General features: G+C 55.3%; 20 protein-coding genes. 12 read left to right on the top strand and 8 right to left on the bottom strand.

Annotated features, from left to right (window positions below):
* Positions 1–4: 4 nt before the first annotated feature.
* The 6 genes from METMA_RS0122660 to METMA_RS26725 all read right to left on the bottom strand — a co-directional run bounded on the left by METMA_RS0122660 (position 5) and on the right by METMA_RS26725 (position 11,949).
* A complete protein-coding gene (locus tag METMA_RS0122660) occupies positions 5–700 on the bottom strand; it encodes a VIT1/CCC1 transporter family protein (protein ID WP_020161412.1) in 696 nt (231 codons plus the stop codon).
* 292 nt (positions 701–992) lie between these two features.
* Complete coding sequence (locus METMA_RS0122655; protein ID WP_020161411.1) at positions 993–2,318, bottom strand: sensor histidine kinase; 1,326 nt, start codon at positions 2,316–2,318, stop codon at positions 993–995.
* A gap of 38 nt (positions 2,319–2,356) precedes the next feature.
* Complete coding sequence (locus METMA_RS0122650; RefSeq protein ID WP_156965694.1) at positions 2,357–2,797, bottom strand: PepSY domain-containing protein; 441 nt, start codon at positions 2,795–2,797, stop codon at positions 2,357–2,359.
* Positions 2,798–2,868: 71 nt separating this feature from the next.
* Positions 2,869–4,803, bottom strand: a complete 1,935-nt coding sequence (locus METMA_RS0122645; RefSeq protein WP_027147552.1) for a heavy metal translocating P-type ATPase — start codon at positions 4,801–4,803, stop codon at positions 2,869–2,871.
* A gap of 164 nt (positions 4,804–4,967) precedes the next feature.
* Entirely contained in the window at positions 4,968–8,453 is a 3,486-nt protein-coding gene (locus METMA_RS25425) for an EAL domain-containing protein (protein WP_020161408.1), read from the bottom strand.
* Positions 8,454–8,538: 85 nt separating this feature from the next.
* The gene (locus METMA_RS26725; RefSeq protein WP_156830594.1) at positions 8,539–11,949 is read right to left on the bottom strand and encodes a bifunctional diguanylate cyclase/phosphodiesterase; all 3,411 of its coding nucleotides are present in this window, start codon (positions 11,947–11,949) and stop codon (positions 8,539–8,541) included.
* A 617-nt stretch (positions 11,950–12,566) separates the two neighbouring features.
* On the opposite strand from METMA_RS26725, the gene METMA_RS0122630 reads away from it, so the two are divergent.
* Genes METMA_RS0122630 through METMA_RS0122620 form a run of 3 tightly spaced genes read left to right on the top strand, consistent with a single transcriptional unit; the run spans position 12,567 to position 15,008 of the window.
* Positions 12,567–13,034: a PepSY-like domain-containing protein gene (locus METMA_RS0122630; protein WP_020161406.1), complete on the top strand. Its 468-nt coding sequence runs from the start codon at positions 12,567–12,569 to the stop codon at positions 13,032–13,034.
* A 26-nt stretch (positions 13,035–13,060) separates the two neighbouring features.
* Complete coding sequence (locus METMA_RS0122625) at positions 13,061–13,750, top strand: response regulator transcription factor (protein WP_020161405.1); 690 nt, start codon at positions 13,061–13,063, stop codon at positions 13,748–13,750.
* On the top strand, positions 13,734–15,008 hold the full coding sequence (locus METMA_RS0122620; RefSeq protein WP_051114378.1) for a sensor histidine kinase: 1,275 nt from the start codon (positions 13,734–13,736) through the stop codon (positions 15,006–15,008). Before METMA_RS0122625 ends, METMA_RS0122620 begins: the two co-directional genes overlap by 17 nt.
* Positions 15,009–15,112: 104 nt before the next feature.
* Here the strand turns inward: METMA_RS0122620 and METMA_RS0122615 are convergent, their stop codons facing one another.
* Positions 15,113–15,313 carry a hypothetical protein gene (locus METMA_RS0122615; RefSeq protein WP_020161403.1) on the bottom strand — a complete coding sequence of 67 codons (201 nt, stop codon included), beginning with the start codon at positions 15,311–15,313 and terminating at the stop codon, positions 15,113–15,115.
* 196 nt (positions 15,314–15,509) lie between these two features.
* Here METMA_RS0122615 and METMA_RS0122610 point away from each other — a divergent pair, with 196 nt between their 5' ends.
* Both METMA_RS0122610 and METMA_RS0122605 read left to right on the top strand, forming a co-directional pair.
* Positions 15,510–16,220: a phosphatase PAP2 family protein gene (locus tag METMA_RS0122610; RefSeq protein ID WP_020161402.1), complete on the top strand. Its 711-nt coding sequence runs from the start codon at positions 15,510–15,512 to the stop codon at positions 16,218–16,220.
* Positions 16,211–18,133 (top strand): LTA synthase family protein, encoded by a 1,923-nt coding sequence (locus tag METMA_RS0122605; RefSeq protein ID WP_020161401.1) that lies wholly within the window; start codon positions 16,211–16,213, stop codon positions 18,131–18,133. The genes METMA_RS0122610 and METMA_RS0122605 overlap by 10 nt, the downstream gene beginning before the upstream one ends.
* A gap of 291 nt (positions 18,134–18,424) precedes the next feature.
* Here the strand turns inward: METMA_RS0122605 and METMA_RS0122600 are convergent, their stop codons facing one another.
* A complete protein-coding gene (locus METMA_RS0122600) occupies positions 18,425–19,192 on the bottom strand; it encodes a Crp/Fnr family transcriptional regulator (protein ID WP_020161400.1) in 768 nt (255 codons plus the stop codon).
* Between the two features lie 487 nt (positions 19,193–19,679).
* On the opposite strand from METMA_RS0122600, the gene METMA_RS25415 reads away from it, so the two are divergent.
* From METMA_RS25415 to METMA_RS0122565, 7 genes are all read left to right on the top strand, one after another.
* Positions 19,680–20,150: a septal ring lytic transglycosylase RlpA family protein gene (locus tag METMA_RS25415; RefSeq protein ID WP_020161399.1), complete on the top strand. Its 471-nt coding sequence runs from the start codon at positions 19,680–19,682 to the stop codon at positions 20,148–20,150.
* 507 nt (positions 20,151–20,657) lie between these two features.
* Positions 20,658–21,011, top strand: a complete 354-nt coding sequence (locus METMA_RS0122590; protein ID WP_020161398.1) for a BON domain-containing protein — start codon at positions 20,658–20,660, stop codon at positions 21,009–21,011.
* 83 nt (positions 21,012–21,094) lie between these two features.
* A complete protein-coding gene (locus METMA_RS0122585) occupies positions 21,095–21,646 on the top strand; it encodes a ferritin-like domain-containing protein (protein ID WP_020161397.1) in 552 nt (183 codons plus the stop codon).
* Positions 21,643–21,969 (top strand): BON domain-containing protein, encoded by a 327-nt coding sequence (locus METMA_RS26010; RefSeq protein ID WP_020161396.1) that lies wholly within the window; start codon positions 21,643–21,645, stop codon positions 21,967–21,969. Before METMA_RS0122585 ends, METMA_RS26010 begins: the two co-directional genes overlap by 4 nt.
* Positions 21,966–23,111, top strand: coding sequence for a PQQ-dependent sugar dehydrogenase (locus tag METMA_RS0122575; protein WP_232216413.1), 1,146 nt, complete (start codon positions 21,966–21,968; stop codon positions 23,109–23,111). The genes METMA_RS26010 and METMA_RS0122575 overlap by 4 nt, the downstream gene beginning before the upstream one ends.
* A 122-nt stretch (positions 23,112–23,233) precedes the next feature.
* On the top strand, positions 23,234–23,455 hold the full coding sequence (locus METMA_RS0122570; RefSeq protein WP_156830591.1) for a hypothetical protein: 222 nt from the start codon (positions 23,234–23,236) through the stop codon (positions 23,453–23,455).
* 136 nt (positions 23,456–23,591) lie between these two features.
* Complete coding sequence (locus METMA_RS0122565) at positions 23,592–23,849, top strand: DUF883 family protein (protein ID WP_020161393.1); 258 nt, start codon at positions 23,592–23,594, stop codon at positions 23,847–23,849.
* Positions 23,850–23,965 lie beyond the last annotated feature (116 nt).

Genomic DNA, 23,965 nt, shown 5'->3' with positions numbered 1-23,965 from the left:
GGCATTACGCGACAGTGCCGAAGAGAGAGCCGACGAGGGCTGTCAAACCCATGGCCAGCGCGCCCCAGAAGGTGACGCGGCAGGCACCCTTGACCAAGCTTGAGCCGCCGGTTTGGGCCGCCAGCATGCCCAGCAGAGCCAGGCACAACAATGATGTTGCGATGACGGAGGCCATTAAATGGACAGCGGGGGCAATCAATACGATCAGCAGCGGCAAAAACGCACCCACGGCAAAGGTGGCGGCCGAGGTTAACGCCGCCTGGACCGGGCGGGCGCTCACGGTCGCCGAGATGCCCAGTTCGTCGCGCGCATGGGCTTCCAGGGCATTGTTCCGCATCAGTTGCTCGGCAACCAGCTCGGCCAATGACGGCTCCAGTCCGCGCATGACATAGATCGCCGCCAGTTCCTTTTTCTCATGGGGTTCGTCCGCGTCGAGTTCCCGGCGTTCGCGGGCCAGATCGGCCGTTTCGGTATCGGCCTGGGAGCTGACCGATACGTATTCGCCTGCCGCCATCGACATGGCGCCGGCCACCAGGCCCGCCGCGCCGGCCAGCATGATCTCGGTATGGGCGGCATTGGAGGCGGCGATGCCGACGATCAGGCTGGCGGTGGATACAATGCCGTCGTTGGCGCCTAAAACGGCGGCGCGCAGCCAGCCGATGCGATGCGTGCGATGTGTTTCCGGGTGAGGGCTGGGCATGGGATGTCCTTGGAAAAATACGATTGGTTCAAGTTGGTTCAATGGGGTAATTGGCCCGGCGGGGTATGTATTGGTGCTATTGAATGCCTTCAAAACGCCATTAAGGATTTGGTCATAAATAATTTCCCTGTTTAAACATAGGATGTGCCGACGACAGGAGGCGCATCGTTCGCGAGCGATGCGCTTCACTGCGTCGCCTGGAGCGCCTACTTTGGGTCAGCACATCCTAAGATTTTGAAAAGATGCACGTTGCGTCCCCTGCGGTTTCTTGAATGATCAGGCCGCAGCAGGCTTACAACGGCTCGGTCAGGGGTAAAACGACTTCCACGCAGAATCCGCCCAAGTCGCGGGAGCGATGAAATTTCAGCTCTCCGCCATGGTGTTTAGCAATGGATTGCGCCGTGGACAGGCCGATGCCGTAATCGCCGAGGCCTTGGTGCGGGAGCATATTGGCCGGAGTGTGCTCAAGCATATCGGTGTCGGAAATGCCCGGTCCGTCATCTTCAATTCTCAGGTAAATGGCCTCATCGATTTCAAGGCTCAGCTTGACTCTGGACTGGGCCCATTTGCAGGCGTTTTTGAGCAGACTGCTGGACAGTTCCAGCATATCTTCACTATCGATCAATAAGACATCGGTTCTCGGCATGATAAAGATAATGTCCAGATTCTTATCCCGGTACATGCTTTGCAGGGCGTTGATCAAGGTCAATATTTCCTGCTCAATATCAAGTTTCATCAGCGAAGGTTCCGGATCCTCCAGGAATGACGACTCCAGCGGGCAACCGCTGCCGGCGGTTTCTTCCGCTAAAGGCTGGCTGATTTCAGGCTCGGTTTGCAGGGGCTCTTCGTCAGGCAATTGCGGCAGTTCTTCCAGCGATGGTTTTAACGCCTGAGCCAGATCATCAAGGGCGTTCTGCGGGCGCTGCACGCGTTGTTCCAGTGCCTGCAGCAGCCAATTGATCTCATCGACCAGCGCCGATACCTCTTTGGGCGCTTCGGTCGTATCGAGTCGGGTGATCGTGCCTCGTTTCAAAGCGCTGAGTTGGCGCCGCATGGACTTTAACGGCTGAAATACGGTGCCGATAATAAGGGTCTGCATCACTATCAGCAGCAGCAATAGGGTCACCGCGATGATCAGAAAACGCAATTGAAACGGTTCGATGAACGCCAGTGTCGGCGACAGGTCTTCGGCAACAGCAACGACGATGGTCCGGTCGTGCCGGTCATAACCATAGGCCATGACCAGCAAGGACTGCTGCTGCGGGCCGGACAGATAAAGCCGGCGCTTTTCGCCGGCTGCCAAATTCGGAATGGACAGGTCCATATCCCATAACGAACGCGAGCGCATGATCTCGTTATCGCTGTATAGCTGGTAATACTGACCTGAAAAGGGTTGCTGGTAGGCCGGGTTGATCTGTTCCTTGTCGAGCCCGATTTTTTTGGTGTTATCGATCCGGGTTGCCGCCAGCACATTTTCGGCTTCCTGCGCCAGACGCGATGCGACATGCTTTTCGGCGATATCCTGTAGGGTGCCGTCGGTCAGCCACCATAAAGCCGTAAATGTGGCTGTTAAACTGATCAATAGAGCAACGCCGAGACGTTGTTGCAACGATTTCATACGGATTGTTCCTTCAACTGGTTAAATCCCGTCTATTTTCAATTAGTGGCGGTTGCACGTTTTTTAGAGCCCTTCTTTTTGGCCAGAACCAATTCAGGTTGTATTAATTGACCGGATTGCGCGTTAATGGTTAAAGTTTTCACGATACCGTTATTGTCGGCGATGTCAATTTTATAAAAGATCAGCTTGTTTTTCCTTTCCAGTTTGATATCCATGACCGGCCCCGGGTATTTTTCGACATACAGATCCAGGATGGTTTCAAGCGGTTGCACAATGCCGTCGTCGAGCAGTTCCTTGGCCCGGTCATGATCATCGCTCATGGCCATGCCGCTGGTGCTGAACAGCATGAACAAGGCGCCGAGCAACAGCAGTTTTCTCAACAACTGGAAAATACTCGGCAGATAGGAATGAAGGCCTGCGTGCAGGCGGTACAGGTGTTGTTGCCGAGAGTGTGACCTAGTAGAGGATAAAGTAATCATTATCATTTTTTTAGTCCAATCTCATAAAGTTGACAGTATTCTCTCTGACGGGAGCGCTGAACTACACGACATTAATAGTCAGAGAGGGTTTTCGGCGGTATCGCCGCCCTTAAGGCATTCAATACCGCAAAGACATCAATAATCTCCTGGGTAATGGCGCCCGCGACCGGCGTCAGATAGCCCAGGCCTGCCGCTATCATGCCGATCACGCTGAGCGACATGCCGCCTATGGCACTCTGCAGGGCAATCGCCCGCATGCGTTCGCCGATATGGAACAGTTCGTCGACTTTCAGCAGCGAGCTGTTCATAATCACGGCATCGGCGGACTCGCCGGTAATGTCGCTGTTCTGGCCAAAGGCAATGCCGATGGTCGCGGCGGTCAACGCCGGGGCGTCGTTAATGCCGTCCCCCAGAAATACGGTTTTCGCGGCTTTGGTTTCCCGGCGTACGATATTCAGTTTTTGTATAGGACTCTGTCCGAAGTACACATGTTCAATTCCGACCTGTTCCGCCAGATAACGGACTTCCGATTCCCGGTCGCCCGAAACCAGCATAACCCGGTCAAACAGATGGCTGGGATGCAGGTGATTGATGAAGGATGAACTGTCGGCGCGTACTTCATCGCGAAATTGCAACGTGGCCGCGTAGGCGCCATCAATCAGTACAATGCATTCCAGACCGCCACAAACGGGCGGTAACCGCGCTTCCGGCTGAAGGGCAAGCAACTTCTGGCGGCTGGTGACCTGGACCCGTTTTCCATCCACTTCGCCGCTCAGCCCTTCTCCGGGCAGTTCCATGATATTGCTAACCTTGAGTAATGGCAAAGCGGATTTTTCGGCGGCTTTGATTATAGCGCCGGATAACGGATGCTTGGAATAGCGTTCCAGGCTGGCAATCAGTGACAGCACGGCCTGTGCGCTATGGCCGTGGCCGGGAATCAGGGCAGTCAAGGCCGGGCGGCCGTAGGTCAGCGTGCCGGTCTTGTCGAAGATAGCCGTGCGGCAGGTGCCCAGAGTCTCCAGAATGGCCGGGTTCTTGATGATGATCTCGCGCCGTGCCGCCAGCGAAATGGAGCTGATGATGGTGACCGGTATGCCGATCAGCAAAGGGCAGGGCGTGGCGATGACCAGCACGGCCAGAAAGCGGATCACGTCGCCGCTGGCCGACCAGGCCACCAGCGCGAGCGTCAACGCCACCGGCGTGTAGACGGCGCCCAGCTGATCGCCCAGGCGCCTGAGTTTGGGCCGGTGCTGCTCGGAGGAATGCATGACCTCCATGATCTTGGCATAACGCGAGTCGACGGCCAGTTTATCGGCGCGAATGGTCAGCGCCGTTTCGCCGTTGATCGCGCCGGACAGCACTTGCGAGCCGTTGACTTTCGACATCATGTACGGCTCGCCGGTCAGATAGGATTCGTCCATCGTGCCGGTGCCTTCCACGACCGTACCGTCGACAGGACAGATTTCATGGGGCAGGATCAGCAAGATATCGCCGATAGCAACCTGCTCGGTGGTGATGTCGGTCATCGTATCGTCCGTTTTGCGGTGCGCGATGGACGGCATGCGCCGGGCAAGCGCTTCCAGCACCGAAGACGCCCGGCGGACGGCCTGGGATTCCAGTACCGCGCCGCCGGCCAGCATCAGCACGACCAGGCTGCCCGCCAGGTATTCATGCAGCAGAACGGCCGTGACGATGGATATGCCGGCCAACAGGTCGGCGCCCAGGTCGCGCCGGAACAGCTTGCCGAGCAGCTGGTAAAGCAACGGCACGCCGCCCAGTATCAGCACGGCGATCAGCGGCAGTTCCTGTTGCAAAATACGAAAACTGAACCGGCCTGAGTACGTGTCGGCGCGCGGCGAGGTCAGGGAGGCATGGCCCGACAGGGTATAGAACTCATTGCCCGCGTCGAGGGCATAACGCAGTATCAGATAGGCGCCGATGCCGAGAAGGCTCAAAACGGAAATGAGGGTTTCCGGTTTTGAAGAGAGTTGTGGGTTATGGGCCATTTTGTCTTACTGATGTTGCGCAATTAAATTGTAATGACAGCGGTTTGGCAAAATACCGTTAGCGCGACGGTATTCTGAATCGGGTTCGGCCTGCCGGATGGTGCGAATTTTCCGGCCGGTATATCACTGTATATTAGCAGTGCCTTAAAAAAAAACCGATTATATCATTGCAAATTGCCCGGTTGGGTTGCGTTTTGACTGCTGAGCAGGCGTTCAAATGCCTCGGCGGGCAGCGGTTTCGAGAACAGGTATCCCTGGCCGTAATCGCAGCCGACGGTCGTCAGCAGGTCGCGTTGCTGCGGTGTTTCCACGCCTTCCGCGATGACCTTGATGCCGAGCTTGTGCGCCATGACGATGATCGCCTCGCACAGCGCCATGTCGTCGGAGCCATAGGCCAGGTTGCTGACAAAGGACTGGTCGATCTTGAGGTAGTCGATGTCGAATTTTTTCAGGTAGGACAGTGACGAATAACCGGTGCCGAAATCATCGATCGCCACTTGTATGCTGGCGTCGCAAAATTCGAGCAGCTGGTCGGTGACGGCCGTGCTGGCATCGAGCAATACCCCTTCGGTGATCTCGACGACGATGCTTTGCCCGGAGAGTTCCTGTTGCTGCAGATGCTCGAACCAGGCGGCATGGTTGCTGTTTTCGTTATGGAACTGGATGGGCGATTTGTTGACGCTGATCTGGAAATCCGGCCGGTACAGCTTACGCCAGTGTTTGACCTGGCAGGCCGCTTCGCGGAACACCCAGTCGCCGATGTCGATAACCAGGCCGGTTTCCTCGGCGATGGTGATGAACTCGGCCGGACTGATCGGGCCGCGGATCGGGTGCTGCCAGCGGATCAGCGCCTCGGCCTTATGAATCACGCCGGTCGCCATCTCCACGATCGGCTGATAGGCCATGCTGAACTGGCCGGCTTCGAGCGCGCCGCGCAAGTCGTTGGCCAGCCTCATGCGGTTGTGGGCGGCTTCCTGCATGGACGGCGTGAAATAATTGTAGCGGTTGCGGCCCTGGTTTTTGGAGGCGTACATGGCCTGGTCGGCATTCTTGAGCAGCGTGTCGATGCCTTCGCCGTCATCGGGATAAAAGGTGATGCCGATGCTCGCCGAGACATAAGCCACTTCGTTTTTCATGTGAAACGGTTCGATCAGTTTCTGCAGGATCGTGCGCGCGATGCGTTCGACGATGCTGATGTCGTCCACTTCGGTCAGAATAATAGTGAATTCATCGCCGCCCAGGCGCGCGACGGTGTCGGTTTCGCGCACGCAGCCGCGCAGGCGTTGTGCCGCATCGATCAGCAGAATGTCGCCCATGTCATGTCCCAATGCATCGTTGACTTCCTTGAAGCGGTCGAGGTCCAGAAATATCACCGCCAGCGGCAGGCCCGTGCGGCGCGATTTCTTGCAGGCCTGTTCCAGCCGGTCATAAAGCATGCGCCGGTTCGGCAGGCCGGTCAGCGGATCGAAATTCGCCTGCTGCCAGATCAGAACCTCGGCTTCTTTACGCTTGGTGATGTCGCGGGTAATGGATAATTGGACCAGTTTCTCGCCCGGCTTGCTCGAGAACGGCACGGCATGGGTTTCCATCCACCGGCGCGTGCCGTGCAGACCGATGATTTCGTATTCGAGCGTGTCTTTCTGCCCCTGGCAGACCCGCTCGTTTAGCTCACGGAAGGCATCCCGATACTCGGGGGCAATGACGGGATAAACGTTTTGCCCGACAACGCCGGCCTCGTTGTCGGCTTCGATCATTTTAAGGCCGGCTGCGTTGATCGCTAGCAGTGTGCCATCCTTGTCAATCAATTTCACGCATTCAGGCGAGGTTTCGATGATCGTACGCAGATATTGCGAGCTCTCGCGCAGCGCATCGCTGGCCAGTTGTCTTTCAATCGCGATGCCCGCCAGCTTGGCGGACTGCTCGAGCAAGTCGATTTCAGCGGCATCCGGCGCTTTGGTGGTGCTGTGGTAAATGGAAAAGGTGCCGAGCATCTTGCCGGCCGCGGTCATGATGGGTTCCGACCAGCATGCGCCCAGGCCGGCGCTGGCGGCCAGGGCTTTGTAGGACTGCCAGTAGGGGTGAGAAGCGATATCCTCGACAATGACGCGCCGGCCCGTGCAGGCCGCGGTGCCGAAAGAGCCCGCGCCGATGCCGACAGGTGTGCCGTGAATGGCTGAGTTATAGTAATGCGGCAGACTGGGCGCGGCGCCGGTCAACAGATGCTTGCCGTCGCCGTCCAGCAGCAGGAGGGAACAGCGCATGGCGGGATTTTGCACCTCCACGCTCAGCGCCAGGGTTGCCAGAATGTCCGGCAGAGGCAGGCCTTTCGATACCTGCTCCAGCACCTGGCTGTGCGAGCGATTCGCCATTTCCTGCCGCTTGCGTTCGGTAATGTCGGTTTGCGTGCCGATCAGGCGCAAGGCCTTGCCGGAGGCGTCGCGGCTGACTACCATGCCGCGCGTCAGCAGCCATTTCCAGCTGCCGTCGCGATAGCGGGCGCGGTGCTCGTTGTTAAAATACCGGGTCTTGCCGTCCAGGTGCGCGTGCAGGTCCTGCATCATGCGCGCATAGTCCTCGGGATGGATGGTCGATTGCCAATGCCGGTATCCGCCTTGGCGTTCTTCCTCCGTGTAACCCAGTATTTCATGGCAGCGTTCGGAGAAGAATATTTCGCCGGTCCGGAAATCCCAGTCCCATACGCCATCGCCGGCCCCTTCCAGGGCAAATTTCCAACGTTCCTCGCTAGTACGCAGCGCCGCCTCGCTTTGCCGCCGCTTGAAAATGGTCAGCGCCTGGGTCATGCCGACTAGGGTCAGCACGATCAGGTAGAGCCAAAAGTTGCTCAGGTGGATCTGGGGGAACTCACTGGCGAAATACCCGACTTTGTGAATCGAGCCCAGCAGGCCTTGCAGCGCCGTGATGCCGATCACCAGCAGCACGCCGTGACGGCCGAAACGGGCAGCGCTCCAGGTGATGAAAGGGAAGATTAAAAAGGCTTTCAGCGAATCGCCCACGATGTCGTGAAACCAGCCGAGGAAGATAATCTGGCCGGCAATAAAGGTCAGGCCGAAACAGCCCGCGGCCTCCAGCGCGCGTTGCCGCCCAAGCCAGTAGGGGGGCGCCCTGCGCCAGATTAATATCAGCGGTGTTGCCAGTATGATGCCCAGCATGTCTCCCTGCCACCAATGCAGCAGGCCGGGCGCCAGCGTTTGCCGGGTCAGGAATCCGGTCAGCAGCAAGGTCGTCGTCCCGGTCAGGGCGCTGACGCAGGCGCCGGCGGCGGCCGCCAGGGTCAGCCAGAGGAAATCCCGGGGATGGGTCAAAGCGGTATCGAAGTGCCCGGAACGGAATAGCACCTGCAGGCAAACGAATGCCTCCAGTGTATTGCCGGCGGCAATAAACGCGGCGACCCAGGCAGTGCAGCCGGCCATCAGGGCGCCGGCGAGGGCGCCGGCAAAAATACCGGGCCAGTACTTTCGGCCGCCGAGCAGCAGCGCGGCCAGCGCCAGGCCGCTGGATGGCCATATGACAGAAATGACACCGTTGGCGGAAAAAAAGTCCAGCACGATTTTGGCAAGCAGCGCATAGCCGAGTGCCAGGGCGGCCAGCCAGGGCACATCGGACCAGCGGTAAATCAGTAATCGGGTCAAGGTGGTGTTACCTGAAAGCAGGTTGTCGACAGCGGCAAGTCGGGCAAATGCCGCGCTAAACTATCAGTGGCAAGCCGGCGAACGGTCAGCATGGGGCGTTTTCCGTGATGTGGTCACTAATGAGCAGGGCTTCAAACTCATCGGCCGGCACGGGCCTTGAGAACAGATAGCCCTGGCCGTAATCGCAGCCGACGGTGGTCAGCAGGTCGCGCTGCTGCGGCGTTTCCACGCCTTCCGCGATGACTTTGATGCCGAGCTTGTGCGCCATGACGATGATCGCCTCGCACAGCGCCATGTCGTCGGAGCCATAGGCCAGGTTGCTGACAAAGGTCCGGTCGATCTTGAGGTAGTCGATGTCGAATTTTTTCAGGTAGGACAATGACGAGTAACCGGTGCCGAAATCATCGAGGGCGACTTGTATGCCCTCGTCGCGAAACTCGAGCAGCTGGTCGGTGATGGCTATGCCGGCATCGAGCAATAGCCCTTCGGTGATCTCGACGACGATGCTTTGCCCGGGCAGTCCCTGCTGCTGCAGATGCTCGAACCAGGCGGCATGGCTGTTGCCTTCATTATGGAACTGAATGGGCGATTTGTTGATGCTGATCTGGAAATCCGCATGATGCCGTTCTCGCCAGTGTTTGACTTGGCAGGCCGCTTCGCGGAACACCCAGTCGCCGATGTCGATAATCAGGCCGGTTTCCTCGGCGATGGTGATGAACTCGGTCGGACTGACCATGCCGCGGGTCGGGTGCCGCCAGCGGATCAGCGCCTCGGCCTTATGAATCACGCCGGTCGCCATCTCCACGATCGGCTGATAGACCACGCTGAACTGGCCGGCTTCGAGCGCGCTGCGCAAGTCGTTGGCCAGCCGCATGCGGGTCTGGGCGGCTTCCTGCATGGACGGCGTGAAATAGTTGTAGCGGTTACGGCCCTGGTTTTTGGAGGCGTACATGGCCTGGTCGGCATTCTTGAGCAGCGTATCGATGCCTTCGCCGTCATCGGGATAAAAGGTGATGCCGATGCTGGCGGAGACATAGGCGACTTCGTGCTTCAAATGGAACGGTTCGGCCAGCTTTTTCAGGATGTCCTGGGCAATCCGTTCGACATTGCCGGGGTTGTCCAGTTCGCTCAGGATAATGGTGAACTCGTCGCCGCCCAGGCGCGCGACGGTGTCGGTTTCGCGCACGCAGCTGATCAGACGCCGGGCGCCTTCCGTGAGCAGGATGTCGCCCATGTCATGGCCCAGGGTATCATTGACTTCCTTGAAGCGGTCGAGGTCCAGCAGCATCAAGGCCATCGGCAGGCCGGTGCGGTGATTTTTCTTGATGCCCTGTTCCAGCCGGTCCTGGAACAGGCGGCGGTTCGGCAGGCCGGTCAGCGGATCGAAATTGGCCTGCTTCCAGATCGTCTGTTCGGCCAATTTCTGATCAGTGATGTCCGAGAAGATGGCGATGCGTTGCTGGACATTGCCGGTGCTGTCGTAAATCGTGTTGATCATCAGCCATTCGAAATATTCCTCGCCGTTTTTGCGCCGGTTCCAGACTTCCCCCTGCCAGCGCCCGGTTTTTTCCAGCGTATGCCACATGTCCCGATAGAAGGCGATGTCATGGCGGCCGGATTTAAGCAGTTTGGTCGATCGGCCGACCGCCTCCTTCTCGGTATAGCCGGTCAGCTGCGTGAATGCCGGATTGATGGCGACGATGCGGTTATTGGCATCGGCTATCATGATCGCTTCACCGATGGCCCGGTAGACGGTGGCCGAAAGCTGTAGTTTCTGCTCGAATTGTTTGCGTTCGGTGATATCGATGACGCAGGCGATGACGGTCATGCGATTATCGAGCTCGACCGGACTCAGGCTGATTTCGACGGGAAATTCGGAGCCATCCTTGCGGACCGCGGCCAGCCGGTTATTGTGTCCCATAGGCCGTGGGTGCAGGGTCTGCATGTATTCGGCGCGCTGTCGGCCATGATCAGCTCGGGAGAGCTTCGGCACCAGCGCGTCAACATCAAGGCCGATCAGTTCGGTGATCGGATAGGCGAAGATTCGCGCGGCAACCTGATTGGCGAACAGAATGACGCCGTCATGATCGACCAGCAGCATGCATTCAGGCGATGCTTCCAGGATGGTATGCACCTGTCGCCACTGCAGCTGCTTGCGTTTGCTGATGTCTCTATGCGTGCCGATCATGCGCAGCGGCCTGCCGTCTTCGCCGCGGCTGACTACTACGCCGCGCGTGGCCAGCCATTTCCAGTTGTTATTGGGGCAGAGAATGCGGTGCTCATTGATAAAAGCGGCGGTCCGGCCGTCGAGATGGGCTTGCAGATCGGCCATCATGCGCTCATAGTCAGCCGGGTATATGGTTGACTGCCAGTCCTCGTCACTGTTTTTCCGCTCATTCCAGGGCAAGCCGACTATGTCCTTGCAGTACGCGGAAAGGAAGGTTTCATGCGTTTGCAGATTCCAGTCCCATACGCCGTCTCCGGCGCCTTCCAGGGCGCACTTCCAGCGTTCCTCGCTGATGCGCAGCTCGTCCTCGGCCTGGGCGCGTGCGGTGATGACCAGCGCCAGCGCCATGCCTACGATCGTCAGTTCGAGGGTATAGAGCCAAAAATTGATCAGGCCGGTTTGCGCGATGTCGGCGGCAAAAAAGCCGACGCCGTTTAACGCGCCCAGCAGGGCTTGCATAGACGTCATGCCGATGATCAACAAGACCCCGTGCCGGCCGAAACGCACGGCGCTCCAGACCACAAAGGCGAACATGATGAAGCCGTTGGCAAAACCGCCCAGGTCATCGACAAACCAATCCAGAAAGACAAACTGGCCGGCCAAAAAGGCCAGGCCGAAACAGGCCAGTGCCTCAAGCGCGCGTTGGTGTTTAAACCAGTCGCCGGGCGCTTGCCGCCATACCAGGATCGGCGGCGCCGCCAGGATAATGCCCAGCGTGTTGCCCATCCACCAGTGCAGCAGGCTGTCCGGCAGCATTTGCAGCGTCAGCAGGCCGGCCTGCCAGAATGCCGTGACGCCGATCAGCGCCGCCGCGGCGGCGGCCGTCGCGCCGGCCAGCGCCAGCCGGTAATAGTCGCACGGGTGCATCAATGAAGGGTCGAATCGATGCGGACTTCCGCATTTTCGGGCGAATCCCTGCCTGAGCAGCCAGACGGCGAGCAAGGGTTCGATGGTATTGCTCAAGGCGACGAATAAGGATGGCGGCAGCGCATGCCCGAGCGCAAGGCGGCCGAGCAGGGAGCCGGTCAACAGGGCCGGCCAGTATCGCCGGCCGCCGGACAGTAAGGCAGCTAATCCCACCCCGCTGGGGATCCAGGTGATGGAGATGGTGGTTGAATCGATAGTCAAATAACGCAGTACGATGTAGACCGATAGCGCATATGTCAGCATCAATCCGGCTAATTTGGGCAAATCGGGCCAGCGATAAACCCGCAATAGGTTCGGAATGTTTTTGCCTGTAAATAAAGGCGAAGTAAGAGAGAATTTCACGGATTGCTATCGGGCATAAATGACGGTTACAAAACTTCCAATAGGGTTAGCCCGCCATACGCTTGCCGCGGTGGTCGGCATGCCGATGGTGTGCGCCTTGTTGATTGTGCCTCGCTCCTGATATTGCTCCGGCGGCGTCGAATGTGGAATGAGAGCAAGGAATGATGGATACGGAACGGCAAGAAACCGCTTGTATGGCGTTTCTGATCTGATGGAAGGGTATAACGCGGAGCATGAAATTCAAAGCGGTTTTGATTTGATATACGGTAAAAACTCCGGCGCCGGCCGTTACCCATGGCCTGTTTGCCGCCCGTATTCTCACTGGCAATCTGTGACAACGCAGTTACAAGTTGATATTTAAGCATTATGGCCAAAATGCTGGGCTCCTGAATTGTAAGCTTTCGCGGACGCAGTTTACCAAATATTACCGGTACTTTCTAAATAAAGTGCGTACCCGGAATACCGCCTTGTTACCGCTATCGGCTTTCAGTCGGCGTTTGAAAGATTGGAAAGTTGGAATCGGGCGAGTAATATAGGCAGGCTTTGCAATCGCATTCGGTGAAAGGGATTGTGAGCGGCTGTTCTGTCACTATATTTTACTTATCAGGTACATATAAATGCGCAAATATCTTTTAAACCTCGGTTTTTTAGTCCTGGCTATGCCCGCATTCGCCGTCGGTGCCGCCGTTGTGGCAAAAGAAGCCATTCCCGAAAAAATCATGGCCCGGATTCATGAACAACACCCCAATGCCGCGGATATCGAGGCCGAACGAAAGACACATTTTGGCCAGGCGGTGTATGAAATTCATTTTAAGGACGGCGAGAGCGATCTGATTGAGCTTTATAGGGAAAACGGGCATTTTTATGTCAGCGGCGAAAAAATCGATGCCATGAATCTGATGCCGGAAGCTGTCGATGCCAATTTGAAAGCCGAGTTTACAACGTTTGAAATCAAGGAAGCGATATTAATCGTCAATCCCAACGGCCCGGGGGAGGAGTACGACTTGACGGTCGTCTCGAACAATCAGGAGTGGAGCCTTACCATCGATGGCAAAGGCAATATCATCAAAAAAGAACGCAATTAACGGCTAACTGCAAGACGCCTGACGTTATGCGTTTACTTATTATTGAAGACAACCAGGATCTATGCAGCGAACTGGCCGATTTTCTTGAGCTTCAGGGCGATACGATAGATACCGCGGCCGATGGGGTTACCGGTCTGCATCTGGCCGTGGTCAATGAGTATGATGCGGTTATTCTGGATTTGACGCTGCCGGGCATGGACGGGTTGGAGCTATGCCGGCGCTTGCGCCATGATGCCGGCAACTGGGTGCCGGTGTTGATGCTGACCGCGCGCGATACCTTGGAAGACCGGCTTAGCGGTTTTGAGCACGGTACGGATGATTATCTGGTTAAACCTTTTTCATTGCAGGAATTAAAGTGCCGGCTTGATGCATTGGCGCGCCGCACTGCCGGCCTGCACCAACCGACGTCATTGAGTGTCGGCGATTTGCAGCTGATGCCCGAAACGCGCGAGGTCAGAAGGGCCGGGACGTTGATCGAGCTGACCGCGATTGAATTCCAGATCCTGGAATTGCTGATGAGGCAATCGCCCAAGGTTGTCTCAAGGCCGCATCTTGAATACAGCATCTGGGGCGATAGCCCGCCCGACGGGGAAGCGTTACGCGTACACATTCATCATCTGCGCCAAGCTATCGACAAGCCATTTTCCACTCCATTGCTGCATACCATTCGAGGCGTGGGCTATCAATTGAAGCAAAGTCATGCCGTATCGGCATAAGCTAAGATTCCGGATATTCCTATCCTATCCCTTGCTGGGGCTGTTGTTGAGCGCGTTGATGGTGGCGTTCGTGATTGTGGCCTTTGATTCGCTGGAAAGGCAAATGATAGGCTCTTATCTAATCGGAGAGCTGGATCATTTCATCCAGCAGGCGGAGCGTAATCCGGCGCTGTCGATGCAGGCGTCGAAAAACTGGATTATATATAAAGAGGCAGGCGGCAAGTTGCCGGATGAAATCGGCTTTCTGTCGGGCTATCCGGAAGGCATTCATGACGTCGATCACAACCGGCACAGTTATGATGTCGTGATCAAGGCGCATAACTCGGCCCGATATTATATAGTCCACGACGATACCGGTCTGGAAAGGCTGGAATACAAGCTTATAACGTATCTGTTTGCCGCCGTCGTCATTATTCTGTGGATGTCCGCCTGGTCCGGACTTTGGCTTTCCAAAAAAGTCATTGAGCCGATATCGACGCTGGCTTCGCGTATCCGGACATTGAATCTGGAAAATTCCTCCGATTACATATCAGTGGATTACACCAACGACGAGGTCGGCATGCTGGCTTTGGAATTCGATGTCTATAAGGAACGCCTGCAGGCGTTAATCCAGCGTGAAAGAGAGTTCACCGGCAATGCCAGCCACGAATTAAGGACCCCGCTGGCCATTATCATGGCCGCCGCCGAGGGATTGTTGCTGCGCCCCGATCTGCCCGATGATATCAGACTGCGCGTAGAGCGGATGCAACGTTCGGCCACTGAAATGAAAGCACGCCTGGCGACTTTGCTAAGCCTGGCCCGCGGCCCCGTGTCCATGAATGAAGCAACCGATAAAACCGAACTGGTTGCGATCATTGACCGTTTGACAGAGGAACACAGGAATTTGTTAAGCCCGCAGGTACAAGTCATCAAGAAATTTAACGGATCGCCCCGCATTAACGCTTCGCCGCCGGTTATTTCGATGTTGATGGGTAATCTGATCAGAAACGCGTTTACTTATACCCGCCAGGGCAGCGTGACGATTTCCCTCTACGAAGATGCGTTTGTGGTCGCCGATACGGGGCAGGGTATCGATACGGATGAATTGAACCGGATATTCGAACGGGGCTATCGGGGGCAGGCCAGTCAGGGCAGTGGCCTGGGTCTGGCTATTTCCAGGCGTATTTGTGAATATTACGGTTGGCAGCTGAAAATCGACAGTGTTAAAGACGAAGGCACGCAAGTGCAATGGTTGTTCAGCTCGGATTCAACGGTTTGATGGCTTCGGTTCCCAAACCGAAGGTTTGGGAACCGGTGAAAAGCTTTGTCGTTTTATCGATAGTTGTTCACAGGCCTATCGAAAAATCGAACCTCCTCGGATTATTATAATGCGCTTTCAGCTTTTTTATTGACGTCGTGGCCAACAGCATAAGCAGAGTTATTGGCATCTTCCGCTATTAATCTTTTTGCAGTTTCATATTTTCCACTCTCGGAGCCTTTGACAAAGAATATGACGGCAGCAAAAACAACAACACCAACGCCAATCATCAGCCAGAAATTATCTTTCTCTTGATTTTCAATCATTTTATGTACCTTCAGAATATATGAATATTTAAAAATGCTGTTAAGAAAACCAGCGGGCTAACTATAACATAATAACCATAAAAAAAAAGTGGTTTTTTGTTCGTGCTTACAATTAACGCAAAATTAACACTGCGTTAACTTTTGTTTAACCCTGTCTTTCTTAAACTGTTGTCTTTATTACCGAAGGAAACAGGATTTGCTGGAACCGACCAAGCTAAATTTTGATAAGTTTGTCCTTGTCCATTTCATCATTCCGTTGTTGCTGTTTGTGCTTGTGCTTGCGGTCCTGGAGTATTTCCATGTGGATTTATGGATCGCCGGGCATTTTTATAATGCCGGCTTGCACCAATGGCCGCATAAGGAAAGCTGGCTGACCGAAAACGTCCTGCATGTCGGCGGCCGCTATTTCACGTACTTGCTGGCAGCCGCGGTTGCGCTCTGTTGGCTGATTTCATTGCGGGCGGATTCAGCCTTTTTTCGTTATCGCCGGCATCTGCTTTTTTTACTGATTTCGGGTATAAGCGGGCCACTGATTATCGTGTTGCTGAAAAATCATACCCATATTTATTGTCCCTGGAGCCTTGAGTTGTTCGGTGGCGATAAACCCTATGTGCGGCTATTCGATTATGCGGGCGGCAATCTGGAAGTGGGACATTGTTTTCCCGCGGCGCATGCCGGCGCGGGATTCACTTTCCTCAATCTGTATTTTTTCCTGTTGCTGGTGAAACCGGACTACAAATTTTACGGGTTATGTTTTGGCCTGGGCCTAGGCATGGTCTATGGCATCGCCCAGCAGATGCGTGGCGCGCATTTTTTAACGCATGACTTGTTCGCGCTGGCCGTGTGCTGGTTTTCTTCATTTGTATTATTCATGCTGTTTTTCAGGAAGCAATTGCAATGGCTGTAGTAGCAAGATTATTTGAGCAATCGCGGTTTTCCGGTATTTTGCTGTTTTTATTGATTAACCTGGGCGGTTCCGCCCTGCTCAGGACCGCGTTGCTGATCAGGCAACTGGCGGACCTGGATGTTTCGTTTTATTCGATAGCCCTGGTTTTTCTGCTGGGCGTTGTTAACGATCTGGCTTTTTTCAGTTATCTGATGATTCCTTTCGCGTTGTATTTGCTGGTGCTGCCGAACGCGGCCTATCAGAGCAAACTCAACAGGATCCTGGTTTTTGCCGGTTTTTTCGTCAGTTTATACGGCCTTTTTTTTGTCGAGATGGCGGAGTGGACGTTCTGGGATGAATTCGGCGTCAGATTTAACTTTATTGCCGTCGACTATCTGATTTACACCCATGAAGTGGTGCGCAATATCATTGAGTCGTATCCGCTGGGCAAGATTCTGTCAGGGATTTTTATCGTGACGGCCGCCTGTTTTCTGGCAATGCGAAAACTGCTGGCGAAGAGTTTCAAAGCCAGCGAACCGTTTCTATCACGGCTGAAAATCACGGCTGCTTTACTGAGCCTGCCGCTGATCAGCTATGTGGGGGTCGGGCAGTCGGCGCATCAGTTTTCCGCCAATACTTATCTGAATGAACTGGCCGCCAATGGCCCTTACCAGTTTTTCGCGGCTTTTCGGAATAATGAACTGGATTACCGGCATTTTTATAAATTGGGCGATGACCGGCAGTTGTCCGGCGTCATCAGGGCAAAACTGGCCGCGAATGCCCACTCATCCGACAAAGAGCTGTATAACATCAGGCGAACGATCAAACACGCTGGAGAAGAGAAACACCTGAATGTGATTCTGATTACCGTCGAGAGCTTGAGCGCCGAGTTTTTAACGCGTTTCGGCAATACCGAGCACATTACGCCGTTCATGGACGAATGGTTTGAGCAAGGCCTGTTGTTCACCAACTTTTACGCGACCGGCACGCGCACGGTCCGCGGGCTGGAAGCCTTGACGCTGTCGATTCCACCGACGCCGGGGCAATCCATCGTCAAGCGGCCTGACAACGGCAACTTATTCAATCTGGGCCATGTGTTCCAGCAGCGCGGTTACGATACGGCGTTTTTATACGGCGGTCGGGGCTATTTCGACAATATGAACGCGTTTTTTGCCGGCAACGGCTATCGCATCATCGACCAGACTGATTTTACCGACGAGGAAGTGACTTTTTCCAATGCCTGGGGGGTATCGGACGACATTATTCTCAAGCGCACGCTCAAGGAAGCCGACAGGGATTATCAAAACCGCCGGCCGTTTTTCTTTCAGATCATGACCACGAGCAATCATCGGCCTTATACCTATCCCGAGGGCAAAATCGATATCCCGCCGGGCATCGGCCGTACCGGCGGGGTCAAATATACCGATTACGCGCTACGGGAATTCATCGGTCTGGCCAAAACCAGGCCCTGGTTCGACGATACCCTCTTCGTCGTGGTGGCCGATCATTGCGCGGGCAGCGCGAGCAAGGTGGATCTGCCCGTGGACAGATACCATATCCCGCTGTTCATTTATGCGCCCAAGCATGTGCCGGCCAAGCGCAACGATATCCTGTCCAGCCAGATTGACGTCGCGCCGACGATTTTGGGGCTTTTGAACTTCAGCTATGAAAGCCAGTTTTACGGCCGCGATCTTATGCGCCTGCCCAAAGACGAGGGCCGGGCGCTGATCAGCAATTACCAGAAACTCGGTCTGGTGAAAAACAATAAGCTGGTGTATTTGTCCCCGCAGCAGAGGATTGATGTGATAGAGGACCCCTTGGGCGCGCATCGGCCCGTCGAGATCGGCTCAGCGGTCCGGTTGATCGAGGAAGAAATGGCTTATTATCAATCGGCCGATTATATCTGGTCGCACCGATTAAACCGCTATCAATAGATGAGGCTGTGAAAGTAGGGGATCAGCGTGTCAGAACGATTCTTTACAGAATGCTTTCACAGCCTCTTTTCCGGTCTAGCCTGAATATTTCACCACGAAGGACACGAACGCTATCCAAGGATGGAGGCGGTAGAATTGCGTCTGGAACAGCAATCGAGCACACGAAGGCTTAGCAATTCAATTACTTGCAAATATTTCATAATGAGTTCATGAAGTTATCGGTGAGAATTGGTAATGCCATGATTTTCTTCGTGTTCTTCGTGTTCTCTGTGGTTTTATGAAATATCCGGGCTAGCGAGCGTATTTCAATGAACGAAAGTGGTCCTGAATCTGAGTGTGGTCCGAAGGCAGCAGGCGATCAAACTCCTGCTTGACCACCTTGTAGCATTCGCAGACCCTCTGTTCCAGTCCCGGCCTGTCCTGGATGGTGATATGCCCGCGGCTATACTGGATCAGGCCGGCTTGCTGCAGTTTTCCCGCCGCCTCCGTGACGCCTTCGCGGCGTACGCCGAGCATATTGGCGATCAATTCCTGGGTCATGGTCAGTTCATTCGAGGGCAGCCGGTCCATGCTCAGCAACAACCAGCGGCACAGTTGCTGGTCGACCGAATGATGCCGGTTGCAGACCGCCGTTTGCGAGGTCTGCGTCATCAGCGCCTGAGTGTAATGCAGCAGCAATTGGTGCAGCATGCCGTAACGGCGCCCGCCGGAGCGGTTGAATTCCTGTTTGAGTACGCTGCCCTTCATGCGATAGGCGTGTCCGGCGCTTTGCACGACCGCCCGGTTGGGCATGGTTCCGCCGCCCATGAACAAGGCCACTCCAACCATGCCCTCATGGCCGACCACGGCAATTTCGGCCGATGCGCCGTTTTCCAGCACATAAAGCAGGGATACGATGCAGGTTGTCGGGAAGTAAACGTGATACAAAGGATCCCCGGACTCGTACAGTGCTTCGCCGAGCGGCATGGGAACCAGTTCCAGGTGCGGCGACAAGCGTTCGAAGATGAACGGCGGCAGCGCATTAATCAGATAATTTTGTCGTGGGTTATGTAAAGACATAATGTAATTCGGTCTCTGTTAAAATTGCGGGGCATTGTCCGTTAGCTATCAGTTGAGAACAATAAGCAAGAATACTTAATGCTATGATTTATTAAGGATTTTTTAAGGTAACTGCAAAAAATCCAAGCGTAATTCCGGGTGCTCGGACTCAAGTAAAAACCCATTTCAACCTGTAGAGCCTGTTAGAAAACCAAGGTTCAATGAACGATTATCTGTTCGACACCGTACAGACCTCATTTCAAACTTCAGATATCTTTTTCCGGCTAAAAATTCATTAAAGTTAACAGTCAGGACTTACGCAAACCCGTGGGGACGACTTCGCCTAAAGCGCTTACTGTTGGCAGTCGCCTCTTGGGTCTGAAATGGGCGACTACCCTAAAGGGCATAAATAAAGTCGCCCCAACAGGTTTTAGAACCGCTTGTCTCGACGGTTGAACAAGCAAGCTGCGTAAGTCCTGACAGTGATTTTTCAAATAGCAGGATGACCATGTTTAAGCCCGGAAAGTTTTTTTATCACGGCTTGCAGGCCGTGCTGATCTGCAGTCTGGCATTGTCCGGGTGCGCCAGGGAAGAGACGGACGGCCAAGGCCAAAAAAATCAGGACGCGCCCCGGTCGACCTACCAGGAAGTTGGCGAGGCCTCCTGGTATGGCCCCGGGTTTCATGGCCGGGAGACCGCCAGCGGCGAGATTTTCGATCAGGGAAAAATGACCGCCGCCCACCCCAGCCTGCCGCTAGGGACCGAGGTTGAAGTGACTAATCTCGAGAACAGGAAAAAGGTCGAGGTCGAAATTACCGATCGCGGACCTTATGCGAAGGATCGGGTGATCGATCTGTCCAGGGAGGCGGCGAAAAAGCTCGATATCAAGGAAGACGGCGTCGGCAAGGTCAGGATTGAGGCGACTGAACCGATCAGGCAGAGCCCGTCAAGCAAGGCCGGCAAAGAAACAGGCGAGTAAAGCAGGCAAACAATCCCGCCCGTCAAAAGGCTTCTTCCTGGCCCCCCCCCCTCCCGCCAGACGAAATAATGAGCGAAAAGTCACTTATGTTCGACACCGTACGGACGTCGGCTGATTTTAAACCTAGATTTATTCTAGGTCATGCATTACAGCCAGTCTTTGCGACAGAGCCTGATTGTCTGCCGAAATAACTGATCTTTTCTGGTATGGCTTTTTTGTCAAGGAACAGGCATGAAATAACCTGAGCATTGTCTGCCTCTACCGCGGCTCCCGGTCACTGTTCCACTGCCTGCGTTCATGCAGGCCCACGGCGGTAAGGGGAACAGAAGGATGAGGTTATTTTGTGATTGTTCCTGGCTGGATGGCATGGGTTAACCGTGTCAGTAACAGCGAGGTCAGCCTGACGCATTGCCGTTTCGCTGCGAGGGTGTGTGCCATCTAATATCCGGGTATCAATCATGATCGAATTGCCCGTCATCACTTTATTATTCATCTGGAGAATTAGCTATGAAACAACTTACCAAATACTGTTCAGCATTTTTTCTAGCGCTGTTGTTGACCTGGGTAACCGGTTGTGCGTCCACGGATGAAGTCTCGGATACCCGGGCTGAATCAAGCCAAACTCCCGGCGCCTACATTGACGACAGTATGATTACCACCAAGGTAAAGGCGGCCATCTTTAACGAGCCCGGCCTGAGTGCTGCTGAAATCAATGTGGAAACCTATCAGGGCGACGTGCAATTAAGCGGTTTTGTGGCATCCGAGGAAGATATCACCCGGGCGGTTGAGGTGGCTCAACGGGTCGAAGGCGTCAGGTCGGTGCAAAATAATATGCAGGTAAAACAAAGCCGCTATAGATAGGCTTGTCAGACTGCGGGCCACTGCTAAAGCGGTGGCCGCGGATTTTCAACCAACAGACGATTTTGCCTCTCAGGGAGGGCGATATGTCAAAAAAAACTCATTTGACCGATGTCCAAACCTTGCGCGCGCAGGCACGCCAGCATATTGACAACGGTGCCGTAACAGCCGGCTATGCGGCGGATGCCAAGACGGTCATCAAGCTGCTGAATGACGCACTGGCCACGGAACTGGTCTGCGTATTGCGTTACCGCCGCCACTATTTCATGGCCCAGGGCATTCAGTCCAAGGGCATCGCCGACGAGTTCCTGGTGCATGCCAATGAGGAACAGGGCCATGCCGACCAGATTGCGCGGCGTATTGTCCAGTTGGGCGGCGAACCCGACTTTTCGCCGGACAGCCTGTCCGGACGCAGCCATGCGGAGTACGTGGAGGGCAACTCCCTGGTCGATATGATCAAGGAAGACCTGGTGGCCGAACGCATTGCCATCGACAGTTATCGCGAGATGACTCAATACCTGGGCGACCGCGATCCGACCACGCGCAACATGCTGGAGGACATCCTGGCCGTGGAAGAAGAGCATGCCGACGAACTGGCCGATCTGCTGCAGGGACGCCTGGCGGAAGTCAGTTCATGAAACTGGCGCGCCCGGCAACGCTGTTTGCGCTGTCAGCCGCGTCAGCGCAAGTTGCCGGTTGCGGGTATGTCGAGCTGGTCCGGCTGTATTTCCAGGAGCAGGAATATCAAAAAGATCAGGAACTGATCGCCAGGGTCAAAGGCGCCTTGCTGGCCGATCAGGCAATCGGTGATGCGCCGGTTCAGGTCGAGGCCTATCTCGGCGCGATCCGGCTCAGCGGCGCGGTGCCGTCAGCGGCCGGTAAACGGCAGGCGGAAGCGATCGCCGAACAGGCCCGCGGCGTGGAGTCCGTGGACAACGACCTTATGGTGCAGGCGCCATGATGCGGCATCATGGCGTATACAACAGACGGTCATGGCCTGCCAGGAAGATGGCTTACGCTTGCATGGCCATGGTGCTGGGGTTAATGAATGCCTGCTCCCTGATGCCCGGCACGAAACTGGAGCGCATAGCGCTGCCGGCCGGCTTCTCCATTACCCTCTATGAGGACGACGTGCCCGGCGCGCGGACACTGGCGTTCGGAGACAACGGCACGCTTTTTATCGGCACTTACAAGCAGGGGAAGGTCTATGCCATCCCGGTTCGCAGCGGCCGGAAAGGCGAAGTGCGGGTCATTGCCAGGGATCTGCAGGACCCGCACGGCGTCGCCTTCAGGGATGGCTCCCTGTATGTGGCCGAGCGCAGCCGCATATTGCGCTTCGATGATATCGAGAAGCACCTCGACCAGCCGATGCCGCCCGTCGTGATCTATGATCTCGGCCTCAAATATGCGCATCACGGCCTGCGCGTCATGCACTTCGGCCCCGACGGCAAGTTATACGTGTCGATTGGCGTGCCGTGCAATATCTGCATGCCGGAAGCCGACCGGTACGGCGTCATCATCCGCATGGACCGCAACGGCGGCGGCGCCGAAGTGTTCGCGCGCGGCATACGCAACTCGGTCGGTTACGATTGGCATCCGGAAACGCACGAACTGTGGTTTACCGACAACGGCCGCGATCTGTTGGGTAACGATACGCCACCCGACGAGCTCAATCATGCGCCCGTGATGGGGCTGCATTTCGGATATCCCCATTGCCATGCCGGCGAGTTGCCCGACCCGGTTTTCGGCCTTCGCAATCCCTGTTCCGATTTTACTGCGCCGGCGCAAAAGCTCGGGCCTCATGTCGCGGCATTGGGCATGCGCTTTTATACGGGACGCCAGTTTCCCAGTCCGTACCGGAACCGTATTTTTATCGCCGAACACGGTTCCTGGAACCGCAGTCCAAAGCTGGGCTACCGGGTCAGCATGGTCACGCTCGGCGACAATGACGCGGTGACTTACGAACCCTTCGCCGAAGGTTGGCTGCAGGGCAATTCCGCCTGGGGACGGCCGGTTGATGTCATCGTCGCGCCGGACGGCGCCCTGCTGGTTTCAGACGATAAGCGGGGGGCGATTTACCGAATCAGCTACACCGGTCCCTGAGCCGCTGTATTCAGCGCAGGGATTCAGCGGCAGCCGCGCGGTAATGAAGAGGCGCGCTTCATGCTCTTATGTGCGTTATCGTACTGACGGTAGGGCATTTTATTCTTAATATGTTAGTTAACATGCATCACAGAGAAATGACGCAGGAAGCAACGGAAAAAATAGCCTTGATGACAGCTTTTCGTTATGACGTTTTTGTTGATGAGTCGCTGATGGATGCAGTGGACGAAATGCCGGCATTAAGGAGCAACAGTTTAGAGGAGACAGATCATGGGCAAATATGTGCTTGGATGGTTACTCGGTGTACCAGTGTTTGTGCTGGTCATCATTTATTTGATTTTTAATTGAGATGATTACGCCAGAAGGTTTTGAACGCTGAACTTCGGCGATCGGAATCGGGCCAATAGCATGTGTCGCATAGAGGGCACTTTTTCGAGATCGTTGATGATCTTATAACTTTAATCGATATAGGAAACCATTATGGAAACGACAAAATCAGGCGGTACAGGTGAAACGGTTGAACGCGTCAGAGCCGGCGCGCATGAAGCGGTGGAAAGAGCCGCTGAGGTAAGCCACAAGGCCGCGGAAACCATCAGCGAGAAAAGCGAGCAAATGAAAGATGCTCAGGAACGGTTGATGGAGCATGCGCGTGAGTATGTCCGCGAAAACCCGGTAACATCGTTAGGCATAGCCTTGGGCAGCGGCTTCATCTTGAGCCGTCTGATGGGCCATCGCTAGAAAGCCATGCCCGCATGTTTCGAGAAAGAGCGGTAATCCGTAAAACAAAAAGGAAGCGATGAAGCCGGGCGATTATGCACCTGATGCTGTCGCTGAGCCATAAGGCCGATTAAGTG

Origin of the sequence: Methylobacter marinus A45, from assembly GCF_000383855.1 — a bacterium.
Classification (GTDB): Bacteria; Pseudomonadota; Gammaproteobacteria; order Methylococcales; family Methylomonadaceae; genus Methylobacter; species Methylobacter marinus.
The sequence above is the reverse complement of the archived record's forward strand: the minus strand, read 5'-3'. Positions and strand labels throughout refer to the sequence as shown.

Bases quoted from the DNA above. Each gene is read 5' to 3' on its own strand.
- METMA_RS0122660 (WP_020161412.1), bottom strand. From the start codon at position 700: ATGCCCAGCCCTCACCCGGAAACACATCGCACGCATCGCATCGGCTGG.
- METMA_RS0122655 (WP_020161411.1), bottom strand. From the start codon at position 2,318: ATGAAATCGTTGCAACAACGTCTCGGCGTTGCTCTATTGATCAGTTTA.
- METMA_RS0122650 (WP_156965694.1), bottom strand. From the start codon at position 2,797: ATGATTACTTTATCCTCTACTAGGTCACACTCTCGGCAACAACACCTG.
- METMA_RS0122645 (WP_027147552.1), bottom strand. From the start codon at position 4,803: ATGGCCCATAACCCACAACTCTCTTCAAAACCGGAAACCCTCATTTCC.
- METMA_RS0122630 (WP_020161406.1), top strand. From the start codon at position 12,567: ATGCGCAAATATCTTTTAAACCTCGGTTTTTTAGTCCTGGCTATGCCC.
- METMA_RS0122625 (WP_020161405.1), top strand. From the start codon at position 13,061: ATGCGTTTACTTATTATTGAAGACAACCAGGATCTATGCAGCGAACTG.
- METMA_RS0122620 (WP_051114378.1), top strand. From the start codon at position 13,734: ATGCCGTATCGGCATAAGCTAAGATTCCGGATATTCCTATCCTATCCC.
- METMA_RS0122615 (WP_020161403.1), bottom strand. From the start codon at position 15,313: ATGATTGAAAATCAAGAGAAAGATAATTTCTGGCTGATGATTGGCGTT.
- METMA_RS0122605 (WP_020161401.1), top strand. From the start codon at position 16,211: ATGGCTGTAGTAGCAAGATTATTTGAGCAATCGCGGTTTTCCGGTATT.
- METMA_RS0122600 (WP_020161400.1), bottom strand. From the start codon at position 19,192: ATGTCTTTACATAACCCACGACAAAATTATCTGATTAATGCGCTGCCG.
- METMA_RS25415 (WP_020161399.1), top strand. From the start codon at position 19,680: ATGTTTAAGCCCGGAAAGTTTTTTTATCACGGCTTGCAGGCCGTGCTG.
- METMA_RS0122590 (WP_020161398.1), top strand. From the start codon at position 20,658: ATGAAACAACTTACCAAATACTGTTCAGCATTTTTTCTAGCGCTGTTG.
- METMA_RS0122585 (WP_020161397.1), top strand. From the start codon at position 21,095: ATGTCAAAAAAAACTCATTTGACCGATGTCCAAACCTTGCGCGCGCAG.
- METMA_RS26010 (WP_020161396.1), top strand. From the start codon at position 21,643: ATGAAACTGGCGCGCCCGGCAACGCTGTTTGCGCTGTCAGCCGCGTCA.
- METMA_RS0122575 (WP_232216413.1), top strand. From the start codon at position 21,966: ATGATGCGGCATCATGGCGTATACAACAGACGGTCATGGCCTGCCAGG.
- METMA_RS0122570 (WP_156830591.1), top strand. From the start codon at position 23,234: ATGCATCACAGAGAAATGACGCAGGAAGCAACGGAAAAAATAGCCTTG.
- METMA_RS0122565 (WP_020161393.1), top strand. From the start codon at position 23,592: ATGGAAACGACAAAATCAGGCGGTACAGGTGAAACGGTTGAACGCGTC.